This window comes from Cellulosimicrobium funkei (assembly GCF_900155925.1).
Taxonomy (GTDB): Bacteria; Actinomycetota; Actinomycetes; order Actinomycetales; family Cellulomonadaceae; genus Cellulosimicrobium; species Cellulosimicrobium funkei.
This window is the reverse complement of the sequence record NZ_FTMI01000001.1, coordinates 825449-839965: the sequence shown is the minus strand read 5'-3', so window position 1 is coordinate 839965 and position 14517 is coordinate 825449. Positions and strand designations below refer to the sequence as shown.

12 protein-coding genes are annotated in these 14517 nt (G+C 75.3%); 9 read left to right on the top strand and 3 right to left on the bottom strand.

The genetic code is table 11. The features are described 5' to 3' along the window. Positions 1-127 precede the first annotated feature (127 nt). Positions 128-7468 (bottom strand): DUF5979 domain-containing protein, encoded by a 7341-nt coding sequence (locus BXA05_RS03620; protein ID WP_076403928.1) that lies wholly within the window; start codon positions 7466-7468, stop codon positions 128-130. Positions 7469-7790: 322 nt separating this feature from the next. Next, positions 7791-8903 (bottom strand): CobW family GTP-binding protein, encoded by a 1113-nt coding sequence (locus BXA05_RS03615; protein ID WP_244550370.1) that lies wholly within the window; start codon positions 8901-8903, stop codon positions 7791-7793. A gap of 281 nt (positions 8904-9184) precedes the next feature. Between BXA05_RS03615 and rpmB the strand changes: the two genes are divergently transcribed. The 7 genes from rpmB (at position 9185) to BXA05_RS03580 (ending at position 12302) form a co-directional block, all read left to right on the top strand. Next, on the top strand, positions 9185-9421 hold the full coding sequence (gene rpmB / locus BXA05_RS03610; protein ID WP_021483267.1) for a 50S ribosomal protein L28: 237 nt from the start codon (positions 9185-9187) through the stop codon (positions 9419-9421). After that, complete coding sequence (gene rpmG / locus BXA05_RS03605) at positions 9421-9588, top strand: 50S ribosomal protein L33 (RefSeq protein ID WP_021483268.1); 168 nt, start codon at positions 9421-9423, stop codon at positions 9586-9588. Before rpmB ends, rpmG begins: the two co-directional genes overlap by 1 nt. Beyond that, positions 9588-9893 carry a 30S ribosomal protein S14 gene (gene rpsN, locus BXA05_RS03600; protein ID WP_076403927.1) on the top strand — a complete coding sequence of 102 codons (306 nt, stop codon included), beginning with the start codon at positions 9588-9590 and terminating at the stop codon, positions 9891-9893. Before rpmG ends, rpsN begins: the two co-directional genes overlap by 1 nt. Before the next feature lie 47 nt (positions 9894-9940). Continuing rightward, positions 9941-10240 (top strand): type B 50S ribosomal protein L31, encoded by a 300-nt coding sequence (locus BXA05_RS03595; RefSeq protein WP_021483270.1) that lies wholly within the window; start codon positions 9941-9943, stop codon positions 10238-10240. Beyond that, on the top strand, positions 10237-10359 hold the full coding sequence (gene ykgO / locus BXA05_RS03590; protein ID WP_021483271.1) for a type B 50S ribosomal protein L36: 123 nt from the start codon (positions 10237-10239) through the stop codon (positions 10357-10359). The genes BXA05_RS03595 and ykgO overlap by 4 nt, the downstream gene beginning before the upstream one ends. Before the next feature lie 112 nt (positions 10360-10471). Beyond that, positions 10472-11866, top strand: coding sequence for a zinc metallochaperone AztD (gene aztD / locus BXA05_RS03585; RefSeq protein ID WP_076404109.1), 1395 nt, complete (start codon positions 10472-10474; stop codon positions 11864-11866). 154 nt (positions 11867-12020) lie between these two features. Then, a complete protein-coding gene (locus BXA05_RS03580; protein WP_021482680.1) occupies positions 12021-12302 on the top strand; it encodes an HU family DNA-binding protein in 282 nt (93 codons plus the stop codon). Between the two features lie 94 nt (positions 12303-12396). On the opposite strand, the gene BXA05_RS03575 is transcribed toward BXA05_RS03580, so the two are convergent. Continuing rightward, the gene (locus BXA05_RS03575) at positions 12397-12768 is read right to left on the bottom strand and encodes a hypothetical protein (protein WP_021482679.1); all 372 of its coding nucleotides are present in this window, start codon (positions 12766-12768) and stop codon (positions 12397-12399) included. Positions 12769-12935: 167 nt separating this feature from the next. Between BXA05_RS03575 and rpmF the strand changes: the two genes are divergently transcribed. Beyond that, positions 12936-13106, top strand: coding sequence for a 50S ribosomal protein L32 (gene rpmF / locus BXA05_RS03570; RefSeq protein WP_009864893.1), 171 nt, complete (start codon positions 12936-12938; stop codon positions 13104-13106). Positions 13107-13200: 94 nt separating this feature from the next. Next, positions 13201-14511: a YibE/F family protein gene (locus BXA05_RS03565; protein WP_244550369.1), complete on the top strand. Its 1311-nt coding sequence runs from the start codon at positions 13201-13203 to the stop codon at positions 14509-14511. Positions 14512-14517: the final 6 nt, after the last annotated feature.

The window sequence follows — 14517 nt, the reverse complement described above, 5'->3', positions numbered from 1 at the left end:
GGAGGAAGACGCTCCAGGGCCGCGATCATGACGCGGTTCCGGGCTTGAGGTACGCCTCGCCCACGGTCCCGGAGCGGGAGACGGCTCGGCCCCGGACCGCGTGGCGGTCCGGGGCCGAGCGGCCGCGTCAGGCGACGGGGCCCCTGCGCCGTCGCGTGACCACGAGCGCCGCGCCGCCGAGGGCGAGGAGCAGCGCGAGCGCGGCCACCGCCCCGAGACGTGCCCCCGTCGTCGCCAGCCCGTTCCCGGCGCCGTCCGTCGTGCCGCCGGGCGTCCCGGCGGGCGCGTCGAACGTGTTCGTCACGACGACTGCCGCGCCCGGCCGGACCGTGAGGTCCGCCGACGCGCCGTCGACCGTCGTCCCGGGCTCGCCGGGCGTGGTGACCGCGACCTGCGTGGCCGCGGCCCCGCCGGTCGCCGACTCCTCGACGGCGCAGGACGCGTCGAGCGGGAGGTCGGCGTACGTGACCGTCTCGTCCGCGCCGAGGTGGCGCACGCCGCCCCCGGGCACGTCGAGGGCGACCGACTCGCCGTCGACCTCGCGCGTGCAGGCCAGGCGGACCGTGAACGGCCCCTCGGCGCCCGGCGCGTCCGTCGCGCCCTCGACCCGCTTGGTGACGTCCAGCGACGCCACGTCGAACGTGTTCGTCAGCGTCACGACGGCGGGCTCGTCGCCACCCACCACGACGGCGCCGTCCGCGCTGATGGCGGTGGCGTTCGCCCCGCTGGTGCGCGTCTCGGTCACGACGCACCCCGCCCCGGCGGGCAGGTCGCGCAACGCGGCACGGTAGCCGCCGGCGGCCGTCAGGGCCAGGCGGCCCTCGGCCGGGAGCGCGAGGGTGCGCGTCTCGCCGTCGACGTCCCAGGTGCACACGGCCTGGGCCTCGAACGGGCCGGCGCCCCAGAGCTCGGCGCCCGCGCCCTCGACGGACTTGACGACCTCGAGGTCCGCGACGTCGAACGTGTTGGTCGCCGTGACGACCGCCTCGGGAACCGTCCCCGCCTCGGCGGGACCGTCCACGACGACCCGCCCGTCGGCCGGGGCGAGCGTCGAGCGCGTCGCCCCGCCCGCCGTCGTCTCCTCGACGACGCACTCCGTCCCGGCGACGAACGTCCCGAAGGTCCGGCTGCCGCCCGCGCCGAGGTCGAACGACTCCTCCAGCACCGTGCGTCCGTCCCGCGTGCAGACGATGTCGAACCCGAACGGCCCGACGCCGTACGCGGCGGCGCCCGCCCCGTCGACCTCCTTGGCCACGCGGACGACGCCCGCGTCGTACCCGTTGTGGACGACGACCTCGGCCGGGGTCGTGCCGACGAGCACGTCCGCGCTCCCGTTCCCGTGGTCGGTCACGCCGTCGCCCGTGACGACGACGCGCTGCGGCGCGTCCGTGGTCGTCTCGGTGACGACGCACGTGGCGCGCGCCGGGATCGTGCCCTCCGGCGCGGTGAACGTCTCCCCGGCCCCGATCGTGAACCGCAGCTCGGTCGAGCCGGCGGCGTCGAACGTGACGGGCGCGCCGGTGGCCGCCGTGCAGACGAGCGTGAAGTCGAACGGCCCCAGCTCCTCCTGCGTGGCCTCGGTGTCGACCTGCTTGGTGACGGACAGGCCCGAGAACGCGTAGTCGTTGCCGACCGTGACGACCTGGGTGGCCGGCACGTCGGACTCCGGGGACGTCGCGACGTCGACCGCGACGGTCGCCGGCGAACCGGTGCGCGTCGTCTCGCCGTGCTCGCCGAGGGCCCCGCCCTCGGACACGGTGCACTCCGCCCCCACCGGGAGGCCGTCGACGCGGGCCGTGAGCCCGCCCTCGACGGTCAGGGAGAGCCGTGCGGCGTCACCGAGGTCGAGCGTCACGCCGTCGACGGTGCACACGACGTCGACCGGGTAGGCGCCGGGCGCGTAGCCCGCGGCGTCGCCGGTGACCTGCTTGTCGACGCGGAGGGCGCCCGTCGGGAGCGCGACGCCGACCTGGCTCGGCGCGAACCGCTCGAACGTCGTCTCGCCCGTGTAGCGCCACTTGACGCCGAACTGGTTCCACGCGACGTCCGGGCCCGACGGGGCGACGGGCGCGATCCCGCCCGGCGTCGCGTCGGACGCCATGCGGTTGACCGTCGAGTAGGTGACGTCGACGACCTCACCGCTGTCGAGGCGTCCGCTCGCGGTCGTGCGGAAGTCGAGCGAGACGCGCAGACCCGTCACGGCGGACCAGTCGGTCGCGTCGTCGGCGGGGGCCCACGTCTCGCCGTTCTGCTCGCACACCGCCTGCGTCGTGAGGTCGCGCCACGTGCCCGCGCACACGTCCGGGCTCGTCGTCACCTCGACGACGGCGGTCGTGCCGTCGGGTGCCGTGAGGCCCGGCTTGCCGGTGAGGACCGGGCGGTAGGTCGACCCGCGCGACGCGCCGGTCAGGAGCATGCGGTCGCCCGCGGTGGGGAGCTGCTCGAACAGGACCATCTCCTCGACCGGGGTCGTGCCCGCGTTGACGACGTGCAGGACCCAGTCGTCCGTCCCGCCGACGACGCTGTTCGCGACGCACGGCGTGCGGTACCAGGAGCCGTCGGCCGCCTCGAGCGTCGGACGGCACGCGGTGCCCGGGGCGGACGGGTTCGTCGCACCGTCCACCGCGCCCCGCACGCCCTTGACGCTGTAGAGGTTCGGCCCGTCGACGGGGGCGACGAAGTCCGTCGTCCCGCACGTGCGCGGGTCGCTGCCCCAGGCCGGGGTCGTCGCGGCACCGTCGAGGCCCGAGCAGGTGTCGAGCGCCTCGTCGGTCCGCACCGTCATCTGGTTCGTCGCGCGCTGGCCCGAGGCGAGCCCCGGCTGGAGCTCGAGGAACAGCCGCACGCGGAACGTCTCGCCCGGAGCCATGACGCGGCCGTCCTCGGGCCACGTGAGGACCAGGTCCCGCCCGTCGACGGCGAGGGAGACGTCCGTGGACAGCAGCCCGCCCTCGGACGTCGCGTACGACGGCGCCGGGTCGCCCGGGTGCACGAGCGTGGTCGGCAGGGTGTCGCGCAGCTCGGTGAGCGTGAGGTAGCCCGTGCCCGTGTTGGTGAACGACAGGTCCCACGGGACGGCAGCGCCGACCGAGACCGTCCGGCTCCCCTCGTTGGCGACCTTGCGGACCGCGAGCTCGCGCGTCCCGGGAGACAGGGAGACGGTCGCGCTCGTGCTGCGCTCGGCCGACGCCTCGCCGTCCAGGCGCTCGCTGCGCACCGTCACGGTGTTGTCGACGGACCCGTCCAGGACGACCGGGTCGCCCGACGACCGGGAGGTGTCGCGCAGCACGACCGTGAACGCGGCCCGGGCGTCCCAGGCCGGCGCGGGGACGTCCGGGCTGAAGAAGCCGCCGTCGGCGCGCGAGAAGGTGATGCGCACGCCCTGGACGTCGGGGTACGCCTCGGCTCCCACGGGGACCACCGGTGCGTCCACGGCAGCCGGTGCACCCTGCGCCCAGGCGAGCGCGCCGTCCGTGCCGAACGGCCCGTAGACGTCGACCGCGACGCGGTCGGCGCCGTGCGGTGCGGTGAGCGCACCGAGCCCGGTGAAGCTGAACGTGTCCCAGAACTCCGGGGACGACGCGACGTCGTCGCGCAGCCAGACCGTGGCCGGCGCGAGCGTGCTCACGGGCCGGGTGCCGGAGGACGCGCCGAGCGTGACGGTCACCGGCGTGCGGCGCGACGGCTCGGTGAGCGCCGCGGGAGACACGGACTTGGTCGGCGCCACGTCGATGTCGCCGCCCGTGAGCACGACGCGCACGTCGTCGAGGTCGCCCGTCGCCGTGCCGGGCGCGAGCACCGGGTCGGACGACTGCGCGAACGCGCGGTTCGGGACCTCGGTGGTCTGGCCCGCCCGCAGCGCGATCGGCTCGCCCGTGCTGCGCACGTGCGTGCGCAGGACCGTGTCGAGGGTGAGCGTGAGGCGGTTCGCCGCGGAGATGGTCCCGCCGGTGACCGCAGGGTCGGAGCCCTGGAACGTCACGCTCACGCCGACGACGTCGGCGAGGCGCTCGGGCCCCCACGTCACGAGGTCGGCGACCGCCGTGCGCTCGCTCGCGTGCTCGCCGTCCGCCGTGCGGCGCAAGACCCACGCGGTGCTCGCCGCGAGGTCGACCTCGTGCGGGAGGCTCGCGTCGACCCGCACGCCGGTGACGTCGTAGCGGTCGAACGCGCTGGCCGCGCCGTCGGGCGCCAGCCAGTCCACGTCGGCCGTGAACGGGTCGCCGACGGCGGCCTCGGCCGTGCCCGGCACCTCGCAGCCCGCCACGCCGCTCGCCGTCTCGGAGCACGCGGCGGGGTCGGTGATGCGGACGAAGGACGCGCGCGAGACGGACGTGCTCCGCGCCTGGATCGTGAACGTCGCCGTGGGCTGCGGCGCGTCCGAGCCCTCGCGGGAGACGTGGACGGCCTGCGTCGGGGTCACGGACTTCGTCACTGCGACGCCAGGCGTGTGGTCGACGAGCGAGACGGTCGCGGAGTCGGTGTCGCGGACGGGGTCGCCGCCCGCGGCAGGGACCGCCTCGACGCTCGCCGTGTTGACGACGCTGCCCGCGACGTCGGCGTTGAGGGCGCTCTCCTGCGTCACCCACGCACCGGTCGAGCGGGTCGTGGAGCGCACCTGCCAGTCGAGCACGAAGCGGCGGTCGCTGCTGCTCGCGGCGACGCCCGTGCCGGGCCGCGGCGCGTACGGGTCGAGCGTGGCGCCCGGCTGCCGGGCGGCCTCGCGGGCGGCGACGTCCTCCGCGAGGACGAGCCGCACGCCGGTGGCCGTGGCGCGCTGTTCGCCGGTCAGGGTGTGCCCGACGAACCGGCCGTCCTGCACCCAGCCCCCGGCCGGGGGCGCGACGGCGGTCCACGTGCCGTCGACGAAGAGCTCGACCGCGGTCACGGTGTCGTAGCGCAGGTACCAGCCGGTGCTGAAGGGCACGTCGCTCGCGTCGACCGGCGCGACGCGCACCAGGTCGAACGCGTCGAAGACGGTGCCGGCGACGTCGGCGGGGTCTCCCGCCGGGTCGCTGATCGCCACCGACGAGAAGCCCTCGCGGACGCGCCAGTCCAGCGCCGTGCTGCGCTGCTCGCCCGACTGGGACGGGACCGTGCTCTGCAGCCAGGACTTGTCGATCCCGACCGGGCCGGTGCCCTCGCGGGTGACGACGCGCGCCGTCGCCGTGTCCTCGGCGTCGTCGGTGAGCGTGGTGCCGCCGCGGGTCACGCCCTCGGCCCGCACCGTCGCCGTGTTCAGGAACGCGGTCGGCTCGTCGGGCCGCGCGGTCACGTCACCGCCGGAGCGCAGCGTGCCGCGCGCCTGCATGACGACGTACGGCGTGAAGCTCGTGTCGACGGGCAGGCCCGTGGCCGACTCGAGCACGAACCGGACGCCCGTGAGGTCCGACGGCGAGACGCCCGCGGGGAGCGCCGCAGCCAGGTCGTCCGCCGTGAGCTCCGCGAGGAACGGGCCCTCCTGGGCGGGGAACGCCGCCACGCGCAGGGCCGAGCCGTCGGGGCCGATCGCCTCCACGGTCAGCGACGCACCGGACGGCACCTGGGTCGGCGCGACGCCGGCCAGGTCGAACGCGTCCCAGAACTCGCCCGCGCCGCCGGCCCAGACGTCCTCGACGACGAACGTCCGAGGGCTGACGTACTCGGACGTCCCGACCACCCGCGCGGCGAGGCCGGCGACGACCCGCGCGCCCGGCTCGACGGCGGTGCCCGGCCGGACCGTCTTGTCGAGCGTCGCGTCGATCGCGGGCCGGACGAGCTCGAGCGTGTCGCTCGCCTCGTCGGTCGCGGTCTGCCCGTTCGGGGCGACGACCTCGGCGCTCGCGGTGTTGCGGGTGGCACGCGAGGCGGCGTCGCCCGCGGCGTCCTCGGTGGTGACGACGTCGAGGACGAGCGTCGCGGCGGCGCGCGGCGCGATCGCCCCGGTGAACGTCACCGCGAAGCCGGTCACGTCGGTGCCGGGGACGTCGGGCGTCTCGCCGGGGGCCAGGATGACCGTCGTGGTGGAGCCGTCCGCGCGGTGGAGCACGACGTCGGCGGACTCGGCGCCCTCGGGCCACGAGAACGTGCTGAAGCCGCCGAGCACGACGCCGCCCGTGAAGTAGTCGCGGTCGGTGACGGTAAGAGTGCGGACGGGGACGTCGGACGTGCTCGTCGCCGTGATGGTGGCCGTGGCCGTCTCGCCCGCGGAGATGCGGTCGGGAGTGAGGTCCTTGACGACGTCGACGCCGACGCTCGCGGGCGTGACGCGGTGCTGGGCGGTTGCGGTGGCCGTCACGGGGTCACGACCCTCGGCGGTCGCGGTGGCCGTCGCGACGTTGTCGACGACGTGGGTCGCGGCCGACAGGTCGGCACCGTCCCGGTCCGTCGCGCGCTGCGTGAGGTCGAGGCGCGCCGTGGCGGTCGCCCCGGGGACGATCTCGCCGGCGTAGGTCAGCCGGAGGCCGCCGACGGCGGTCGGGTCCACACCGGCGGGGAGGGTTGCGCCGGGGGCGGGGGTGCCCGTGACCCAGGACCACGAGCCCGCGTCGGAGCGCACGTAGGCGTCGACCTGGACGCTCGTCGCGCCCTCGGGCAGCGGGTCGGCGGCGAGCGCCGTGAGGTCGGCGAGCGTGAACGGGTTGGTCGCGTCGAGCGCGCCCGCGCCGTCGGCCGACGCCTGCGGCTCGGTGACGACGAGCGTGCCCACCGGCACGTTCGAGGTGTTGGTCGCCGTGAGCGTGACCGTCGACGGCGCGCCCGCCTCGAAGGTCCGTGCCGCCGGGGCCCACGACTTCGCGAGGTCGACGCCCGTCTCGACGGGGACGCTCAGGTGCACGGTCGCGCTCGCGCTGTCCGGAGCGGAGTTCGCCGCGGTGGTCGTGGCGGTGTTGACGATGTCCGTCTCGCCGGGCCGGGCGTCGTCGGGCACCTGGAGCGTCAGGGTCAGGGTGAACGTCGCCCCCGGCGTCAGGCCGACGCCCGCGGGCGTCTCGTCGCGGAACGCGACGTGGACCGCGGTGGCGGCGCCGACGACGGCGGGCCGGCCCACGGGCTGGCCGGCCTCGGTCCACGACACCTCGTGCACGGGACCGGTCGTAGTGCGCACGGCCTGGAGCTCGTAGCCCGCGAGCTCGGCGGGGAGCGCGTCGGTGAGGAGGGCGCCGACGCACGTCGTCTCGGAGCACGTGACCCCGACGCTGTACGTGAAGACGTCGCCGGGGGAGAGGTTCTGCCGGTCGACCCGCTTGCTGACCTCGAGGTACTGCGGGTCGCCGTCCGCCGCCGTGGCGGTCGCGGCCCCGGCGAGGGCGAGGGGCGCGGCGAGCGCGACCGCGAGGGCCGCCGCCCACAGCCGTCGCCAGGTGTGTCGTCGCCTGTCGTGCCGTCGTGTGCCGAGCCGTCGCGTGCCGTGGTGCACCAGTGCGTCCTTCGTTCGGTGGTCGAGCGCGCGCCCGGCGATCTGGGCGCGCGTCCAGGAGGTCCACACGAGAGGACTCGTCCGGGCACGGGCCATGACGCGAACCCGCAGGTGAGGCGGGTCACGTCGGCGCGCGCCGACGCGCTTCCGGTCGTACTGTGATCCACATCACTGGCAACGCGCGTCACGAACGGGCGCCCCGGTGCTCTTGCACTAGTGGGGGACGTCGCCACGACGGGTCACGTGGCGACACACCTGGACCGGTGGCGGTCCGCGACGAGAGCTTCGCTGGGGGGAGCTCTCGCGGCGGATCGCCACCGGTTCTCCCGTCTCCGGGGGGTTTCCGTCCTTCCGGCACGCGCCCTCGCGTCCCGGTGGCAGCGCCCCGATCTCAGACGGCGTCCGTGCGCGCGCCGAGCCAGGGCGCGAGGACGTCGGTGCGCCCCAGCCAGCGCAGCCCGCCGTCGGCCAGCTCGTCCGGCGTCGCGAGCACGTCGCGGAACGCGTCGAGGACCCGCTCGCGCACGCCGTCGCCGGGCTCGCCCTCCGGCGGCGTCGCGCCGACGACCACCACGCGCGTGTGCGGCTCGACGGGCCGCCCCTCGGCGGTGGTCGCGTCGTCCCACGTGCCGAGCGTGCCGATGCAGAGCTGGCCGCCCGCGCCGTCCCACGCGCACAGCGAGTCCGGGCGGTTCGCGACGTGGAACACCCCGCGCGACCGGACCCGCCCCGTGCCCAGGTCCTCGATGCGGCGCAGCAGCCGCTCGGGGTCGAAGGGGCGGGCCGAGCGCAGCTCGACCGTCCAGCTCCGGTCGCCCGCGCGGCGCGCGCGCCGGGGGAGCGGGCCCCGCACGCCGAGCGGGTGGGCCCGGCGCTCGCCGGCCACCGGGTCGTGCGTGTGCCCCGCGAGGTCCGCGGCGGCGAGCGCGTGGAGGCCGTCGACCCGGCGGGTCCCGACGCCGCGCAGCCGGTCGACGAGCCCCGCCCCGGTCGCGGCGGCGACAGGATCGCCGGTCGTCACGACGAGGTCGGCGTGCTCGAGCTGCGCGGCGAGCACCTCCCCGACGGCCCGCTGGTCGTCCTCCGTGAGCCCCACCCCGCGCTCGGTGACGAGCTCGTCGTCGAGCAGGTCGTGCTCGAGCGTGTCGACGTCAGCGACGGCGAGCACGGTCGCGAGGCGCAGCCGATCGAGCTCGGCGCCGGGGGTGGTCTGCGCGGCGAGCGCGCGGACGACGGGCAACGACTCGGCCGCCACGGGGAGCGCGAGCACGACGTGGTCCCAGCGCCCGTCGTCCGCGAGCCGCCGCAGCGTCGGGACGGCGTCCTCCCGGACCGCGCACGACAGGCACGCGTGCTCGAGCGGCACGACCTCGTCCTCGACGACGCCGCTCGCGTCGACGACGACCCGGCGCAGCGCGCCCTCGGCGGCCCGGATGTCGTGGCGGAGCGCGACGACGCGCGGAGCCCCCACGACGAGCCCGAACACCGCGCTGTCGCGCAGCACGGGATCGATGGTCGCGAGGACGCTGAGGGCGACGCGGGTGTCGTCGGGCGCCGGGTCTGGCGAGGGATCCGGCGACGGGTCTGGCGAGGGGTGCGACGAGAAGGGCATGAAGCGCTCCGATCCGTGGTCTGGGGCGTCCCGGGAGGCTCGGCGGCCGGCTCGGGAACAACCTGCTCCTGAGAACTGTTCTCGACAGCGGGTCAGCATAGCGTCTTGACGGGAATGATTCTCACTATCTAGTGTCGTCCCCGTCGCCCCGACCGACCCCGAGAGGAACCGCCATGTCCGCCGTCTGCCAGGTGCTCGGCACCGCTCCCGGGTTCGGCCACGCGATCTCGCACTCCCACGTGCGGACCAAGCGTCGCTTCGACCCGAACATCCAGAAGAAGCGCTACTGGGTGCCGTCGCTGGGTCGCCACGTGACCCTGCGCGTCAGCGCCCGGGGCATCAAGACCATCGACCGCCAGGGGATCGACGCCGTCGTGGCGCGGATCCTCGCCCGAGGGGAGAAGCTCTGATGGCTACCCGCACCGACCTCCGTCCCGTGATCAAGCTCCGGTCCACCGCGGGCACCGGGTTCACCTACGTGACCCGCAAGAACCGCCGCAACGACCCCGACCGGATGGTCCTGCGCAAGTTCGACCCCGTCGTCCGCCGCCACGTCGACTTCCGCGAGGAGCGCTGATGGCGAAGCGGTCGAAGATCGCGCGCAACGAGCAGCGGGCGGCCGTCGTCGCCCGCTACGCCGGGCGTCGCGCCGAGCTGAAGCGCGTCGTCGCGTCGCCGTCGTCCTCGCCCGAGGAGAAGGCGGACGCGGTGCGCGAGCTCCAGCGCCAGCCCCGCGACGCGAGCGCCACGCGCACGCGGAACCGCGACGTCGTCGACGGCCGCCCGCGCGGCTACCTGAGGAAGTTCGGGCTCTCTCGCGTCCGCCTGCGCCAGCAGGCGCACCGCGGCGAGCTGCCCGGAGTCACGAAGTCGAGCTGGTGACCGCCGCCCCGAGCGGCGGCCGGCCCCGGCTCAGCAAGGAGACCACCATGAAGAAGGACATCCACCCCGTCTACGGGCCCGTCGTCTACCGCGACAAGTCCGCCGACTTCTCGTTCCTGACCCGCTCGACCCTCGCGGGCGACCACCCGCAGGGCCCGGGCGTCCCGCGCGAGACCGTGACCTGGACGGACGGGAACACCTACCCCGTCGTCGACGTCGAGATCTCGAGCGCGAGCCACCCGTTCTACACGGGGACGCAGCGCGTCGTGGACACGGCCGGCCGCGTCGAGAAGTTCCGCCAGCGCTACGGCGCCCGCGGCGGCGCGCAGGGCGGGGGCGCGCGATGAAGGTCCGCGCCTCGCTCCGCTCGCTCAAGGACAAGCCCGGGGCGAAGGTCGTGCGACGGCACGGCAAGACCTTCGTCCTCAACAAGGCCAACCCGCGCTGGAAGGCCCGTCAGGGCTGACCCGCGCACCACCACCACCGGAGAGGAGCGGCCGCCCGGGTGTCCGGGCGGCCGACCACGCATGCACCACACCGCACCCGACCCGACCGACGCCGCTGCCGATCCCGCCCGGGTGACGGCCCCTCCCGGCGCCCGTGCCCGACGCCGCCCGCTCGCCCTCGCGCTCGGCCTCGCCCTCCCGCTCACGCTCGTCGCGGCGTGCGCGCAGGGCGCGGGCTCCGAGGGCGAGCAGGGCGACGCGGCGGAGCCCGCGCCGTCCGCCACGTCCGACGTGAGCGAGGCCGCGGCGCTCACCCCGCGCCTCGCGATCACCTACGACGGCGGCGTCCAGGTCCTCGACGCGACGACGCTCGAGGTCGTCGACGACCTCGAGCTCGACGGCTTCAACCGCCTCAACCCCGCGGGCGACGGGCGGCACCTGCTCGTCTCGACGTCCGGCGGGTTCCAGGTGCTCGACGCCGGCACCTGGGCCGAGCCGCACGGCGACCACGCCCACTACTACACGGCCGACCCGGTCCTCACGGACGTGACGTACGCGGCCGAGAAGCCGGGCCACGTCGTCGTGCACGACGGTCGCACCGCGCTGTTCGACGACGGCACGGGCGACATCACCGTGCTCGACTCGGCCACCGTGGCCGACCCGCACGGCATCGACGACGCGCGCACGCTGACCACCCCCGCGGCGCACCACGGCGTCGCGGTCGAGCTGTCCGACGGCTCGCTCGTCGTCTCCGAGGGCACCGAGGACGCGCGCACCGGCGTCCGCCTCCTCGACGCCGCAGGTGACGAGGTCTCGGCGAACGACCAGTGCCCCGGCGTGCACGGGGAGGCCGTCGCCGCGGGCGAGGCCGTCGTCATCGGCTGCGAGGACGGCGTGCTCGTCGTCGCGGGCGGCGCGATCACCAAGGTCGCCGCCCCGGACGCCTACGGGCGCATCGGCAACCAGGCGGGCAGCGAGACGTCGCCCGTCGTGCTCGGCGACTACAAGTCCGACCCCGACGCGGAGCTCGAGCGGCCCACGCGCGTCTCCCTCGTGGACACGCGCGACGCGAGCCTGCGCCTCGTCGACCTGCCCGCGAGCTACACGTTCCGCTCGCTCGGGCGGGGCGACGCGGGCGAGGCGCTCGTGCTCGGCACCGACGGGTCGCTGCACGTCATCGACCCGGAGTCGGGCACGGTCGTGCGGTCCGTCCCCGTCGTCGACGCGTGGGAGGAGCCCGAGGAGTGGCAGGAGCCGCGGCCGGCGCTGTTCGTCCAGGACGGCATCGCCTACGTCACGGACCCGGCCGGTCGCGCGATCCACGCGGTCGACTACGTGGGCGGCGAGGTGTGGAAGAGCGCGGAGCTCGACGTCGTCCCGAACGAGCTCAACGGGGTCACCGGCAAGCCGGCCACCACGGGGGGCCACGAGGCCGACGAGCACGCCCACGAGGACGGCGAGCACGGTCACGACGAGCCCGCGCACGACGAGCACGAGGGCCACGACCACGAGCACGAGGACGGCTGAGCGAGGACACGCGACGACGAGAGCCGCGAGAAGTCGCGCGAAACTCCGCGTGTTCCCTAGTGTTGTCCCCGGTGCACGGCCCCGCGGCTGGCACACTGAGACCGTGACGACGGGTGGTGACCACCGCGCGTCGTGAACCGAAGAAGGGATTCGCATGTCGCTCAACAAGTCCGAGCTCGTCTCGGCCATCGCCAGCAAGGCCGACCTGTCGAAGGCGGACGCCGAGAAGGCTCTCAACGCCTTCCAGGAGGTGCTCATCGAGTCGCTGGGCAAGGGCGAGGCCGTCAAGGTCACGGGCCTCCTGTCCGTCGAGCGCGTCGAGCGTGCCGCCCGCACGGGCCGCAACCCCCGTACGGGCGAGGAGATCTCGATCCCGGCCGGTTACGGCGTGAAGATCAGCGCCGGCAGCCTGCTCAAGAAGGCCGTCGCCAAGTGACGTCCCGCTGACCGGCCGTCGCCGGCCCGGTCAGCAGCACGAAGGCCCGGACCCCCGTGAGGGGATCCGGGCCTTCGTGCGTGCGGGGGGCGGGTCAGGCGTGCACGACGTTCGCGAGGATGCCGTGCTGCGTGAGGCGCGTGCCGATCGCCTGGTCGACCTCGCCGAACGCCTTGTTCGAGCGCGCGACGCCGACGGCGCCGGCCATCGCGCCGTGCCCGGTCGGGCGGTCGATGCGCGCGACGAGCTGGTCGCCGTGGACCATGAAGTCGACCGTGAAGACGAGGTGCTGGGCCTTGCCGGCGAACGCGCCGAGCCAGAACGTCTTCTGCTTGCTGCCGCGCTCGGCGGCCCACTGGCCCGTGGGGCGCGTGGTCACCGTGAAGCCCTGCTCCTGGAGCGCGGCGTGCAGGTGCTGCTTGGCGACCTCCGGGTCACCGGAGAGGAAGTAGTCGACCGTGGCCATGAGGGCTCCTCGTGCGTCGTGGTGGTGGGTGCGGCGGTCGCGCCGGGTCGTGGCGGGGCGCGCGGCCCCGGGGATGCTACCGCCGGGCCGGATCGGCGGCCCGACTGTCTTGAGAATCGTTCTCACGAAACGGTAGGCTGGGCGCTCGCCCACCGGAAGGACTCCTCATGGCCGTGCCCAAGCGCAAGCTCTCCCGCTCGAACACCCGCGCCCGTCGCTCGCAGTGGAAGGCGCAGGTGCCCGAGCTCGTGACCGTCGTCGTCGACGGCCGGGAGGTCACCCTCCCGCGCCGCCTCGTCGCGGGCGTGCGCCGCGGCCACGTGACGCTCCCCGAGTGAGCCGGCGGGGGCCCCGGACGGCCCGGCCCGCGCGATCGGTGCCCGACGGCGCGTGCCGCCGGGCGTCGTCGGGCCGCCGTGGCAGCATCCTCGCGTGAGCGCACCGACCCCTCCCGAGACGCCCGGGCGCGGCGAGCGCCGCACGCGGTCCCGGCGGGTGCCCGACGTCCTGGCGCGCGGCACCGCACGCACCCCGGCGCACGCGCACGCCCACGCGCACGGCCCGGCCGCGCCCGCGACCCGGCGCGTGCGGGTCACGCTCGCCGCGCTCCTGGTGCCCGCGCTGCTCGTCACGCTCGCCGGGCTCGTCGCGCTGTGGCCCGCCGCGGCGGACGTGCCCGCACGCATCCCCGTCGCCGCGGAGGGCAGCACCGTCCTGCGCGCGACCGTCACCGGGCCGGTCGACGAGGCGACGAGCGAGGTGCCTGCCCGGCTCGACGCGGGCTCCCGCGCGGGCGGCGAGGACGTGGGCGGCGACGCGATCATCGTCAACGCGCCGCCCGAGTACGTCGCCTACGGGTTCGACGAGGGCGACCGCCTGCGCGTCCTGTACATCGCCGAGGCCGCGGGCGCGGGCGGCACGCCCTACGTCTTCATGGACTTCGAGCGCGGGTTGCCCATCGGCGTCCTCGCGGTCGCGTACGCCGTCGTGGTGCTCGCCGTCGCACGGTGGCGGGGGCTCGCGGCGCTCGCGGGGCTCGCGGGGGCGTTCGTCGTCATCACGTCGTTCACGCTGCCCGCGCTCCTCACGGGGCAGAACGCGCTGGGCGTCGCGCTCGTGACGTCGTCGCTCGTCATGTTCGTCGTGCTGTACGTCGCGCACGGATTCACCGCGCGGACGTCGACGGCGCTGCTCGGCACCCTCGTCGGCCTGGTGCTCACGGCCGTGCTGGGCTGGTGGGGATCCGGGGCGGCCAACATCACGGGCCTCACGTCGGAGGAGTCCCTGTGGATCCCGCAGTACGCGCCCGAGCTCTCGATCCGCGGGGTCGTGCTGTGCGGGATCGTGCTCGCCGGCATGGGCGTGCTCAACGACGTGACGATCACGCAGGCGTCCGCGGTGTGGGAGCTGCGCGCCGTCGCGCCGCTCGCGACCCGGCGCGAGCTGTACGCGCGCGCGATGCGCATCGGGCGCGACCACATCGCCTCGACCGTCTACACGATCGCGTTCGCGTACGTCGGCGCCGCGCTGCCGCTCCTCATGGCGGTCTACCTCTCCGACCAGAACCTCGCGACCAGCCTCACGTCGGGCGAGATCGCGGAGGAGGTCGTGCGCACCCTCGTCGGCTCGATCGGGCTCGTGCTCGCGATCCCCATCACCACGGGCATCGCGGCGCTCACCGTGCCCGGCGCCGGCTCGGCGCGGTCGGTCCCCGTGGGTAGGGTCGAGGTCCCCGCGACCTGACGGCGG

Coding starts and splice junctions, on each gene's coding strand:
- rpmB (WP_021483267.1), top strand. CDS start 9,185: ATGTCCGCCGTCTGCCAGGTGCTCGGCACCGCTCCCGGGTTCGGCCAC.
- rpmG (WP_021483268.1), top strand. CDS start 9,421: ATGGCTACCCGCACCGACCTCCGTCCCGTGATCAAGCTCCGGTCCACC.
- rpsN (WP_076403927.1), top strand. CDS start 9,588: ATGGCGAAGCGGTCGAAGATCGCGCGCAACGAGCAGCGGGCGGCCGTC.
- BXA05_RS03595 (WP_021483270.1), top strand. CDS start 9,941: ATGAAGAAGGACATCCACCCCGTCTACGGGCCCGTCGTCTACCGCGAC.
- ykgO (WP_021483271.1), top strand. CDS start 10,237: ATGAAGGTCCGCGCCTCGCTCCGCTCGCTCAAGGACAAGCCCGGGGCG.
- BXA05_RS03580 (WP_021482680.1), top strand. CDS start 12,021: ATGTCGCTCAACAAGTCCGAGCTCGTCTCGGCCATCGCCAGCAAGGCC.
- BXA05_RS03575 (WP_021482679.1), bottom strand. CDS start 12,768: ATGGCCACGGTCGACTACTTCCTCTCCGGTGACCCGGAGGTCGCCAAG.
- rpmF (WP_009864893.1), top strand. CDS start 12,936: ATGGCCGTGCCCAAGCGCAAGCTCTCCCGCTCGAACACCCGCGCCCGT.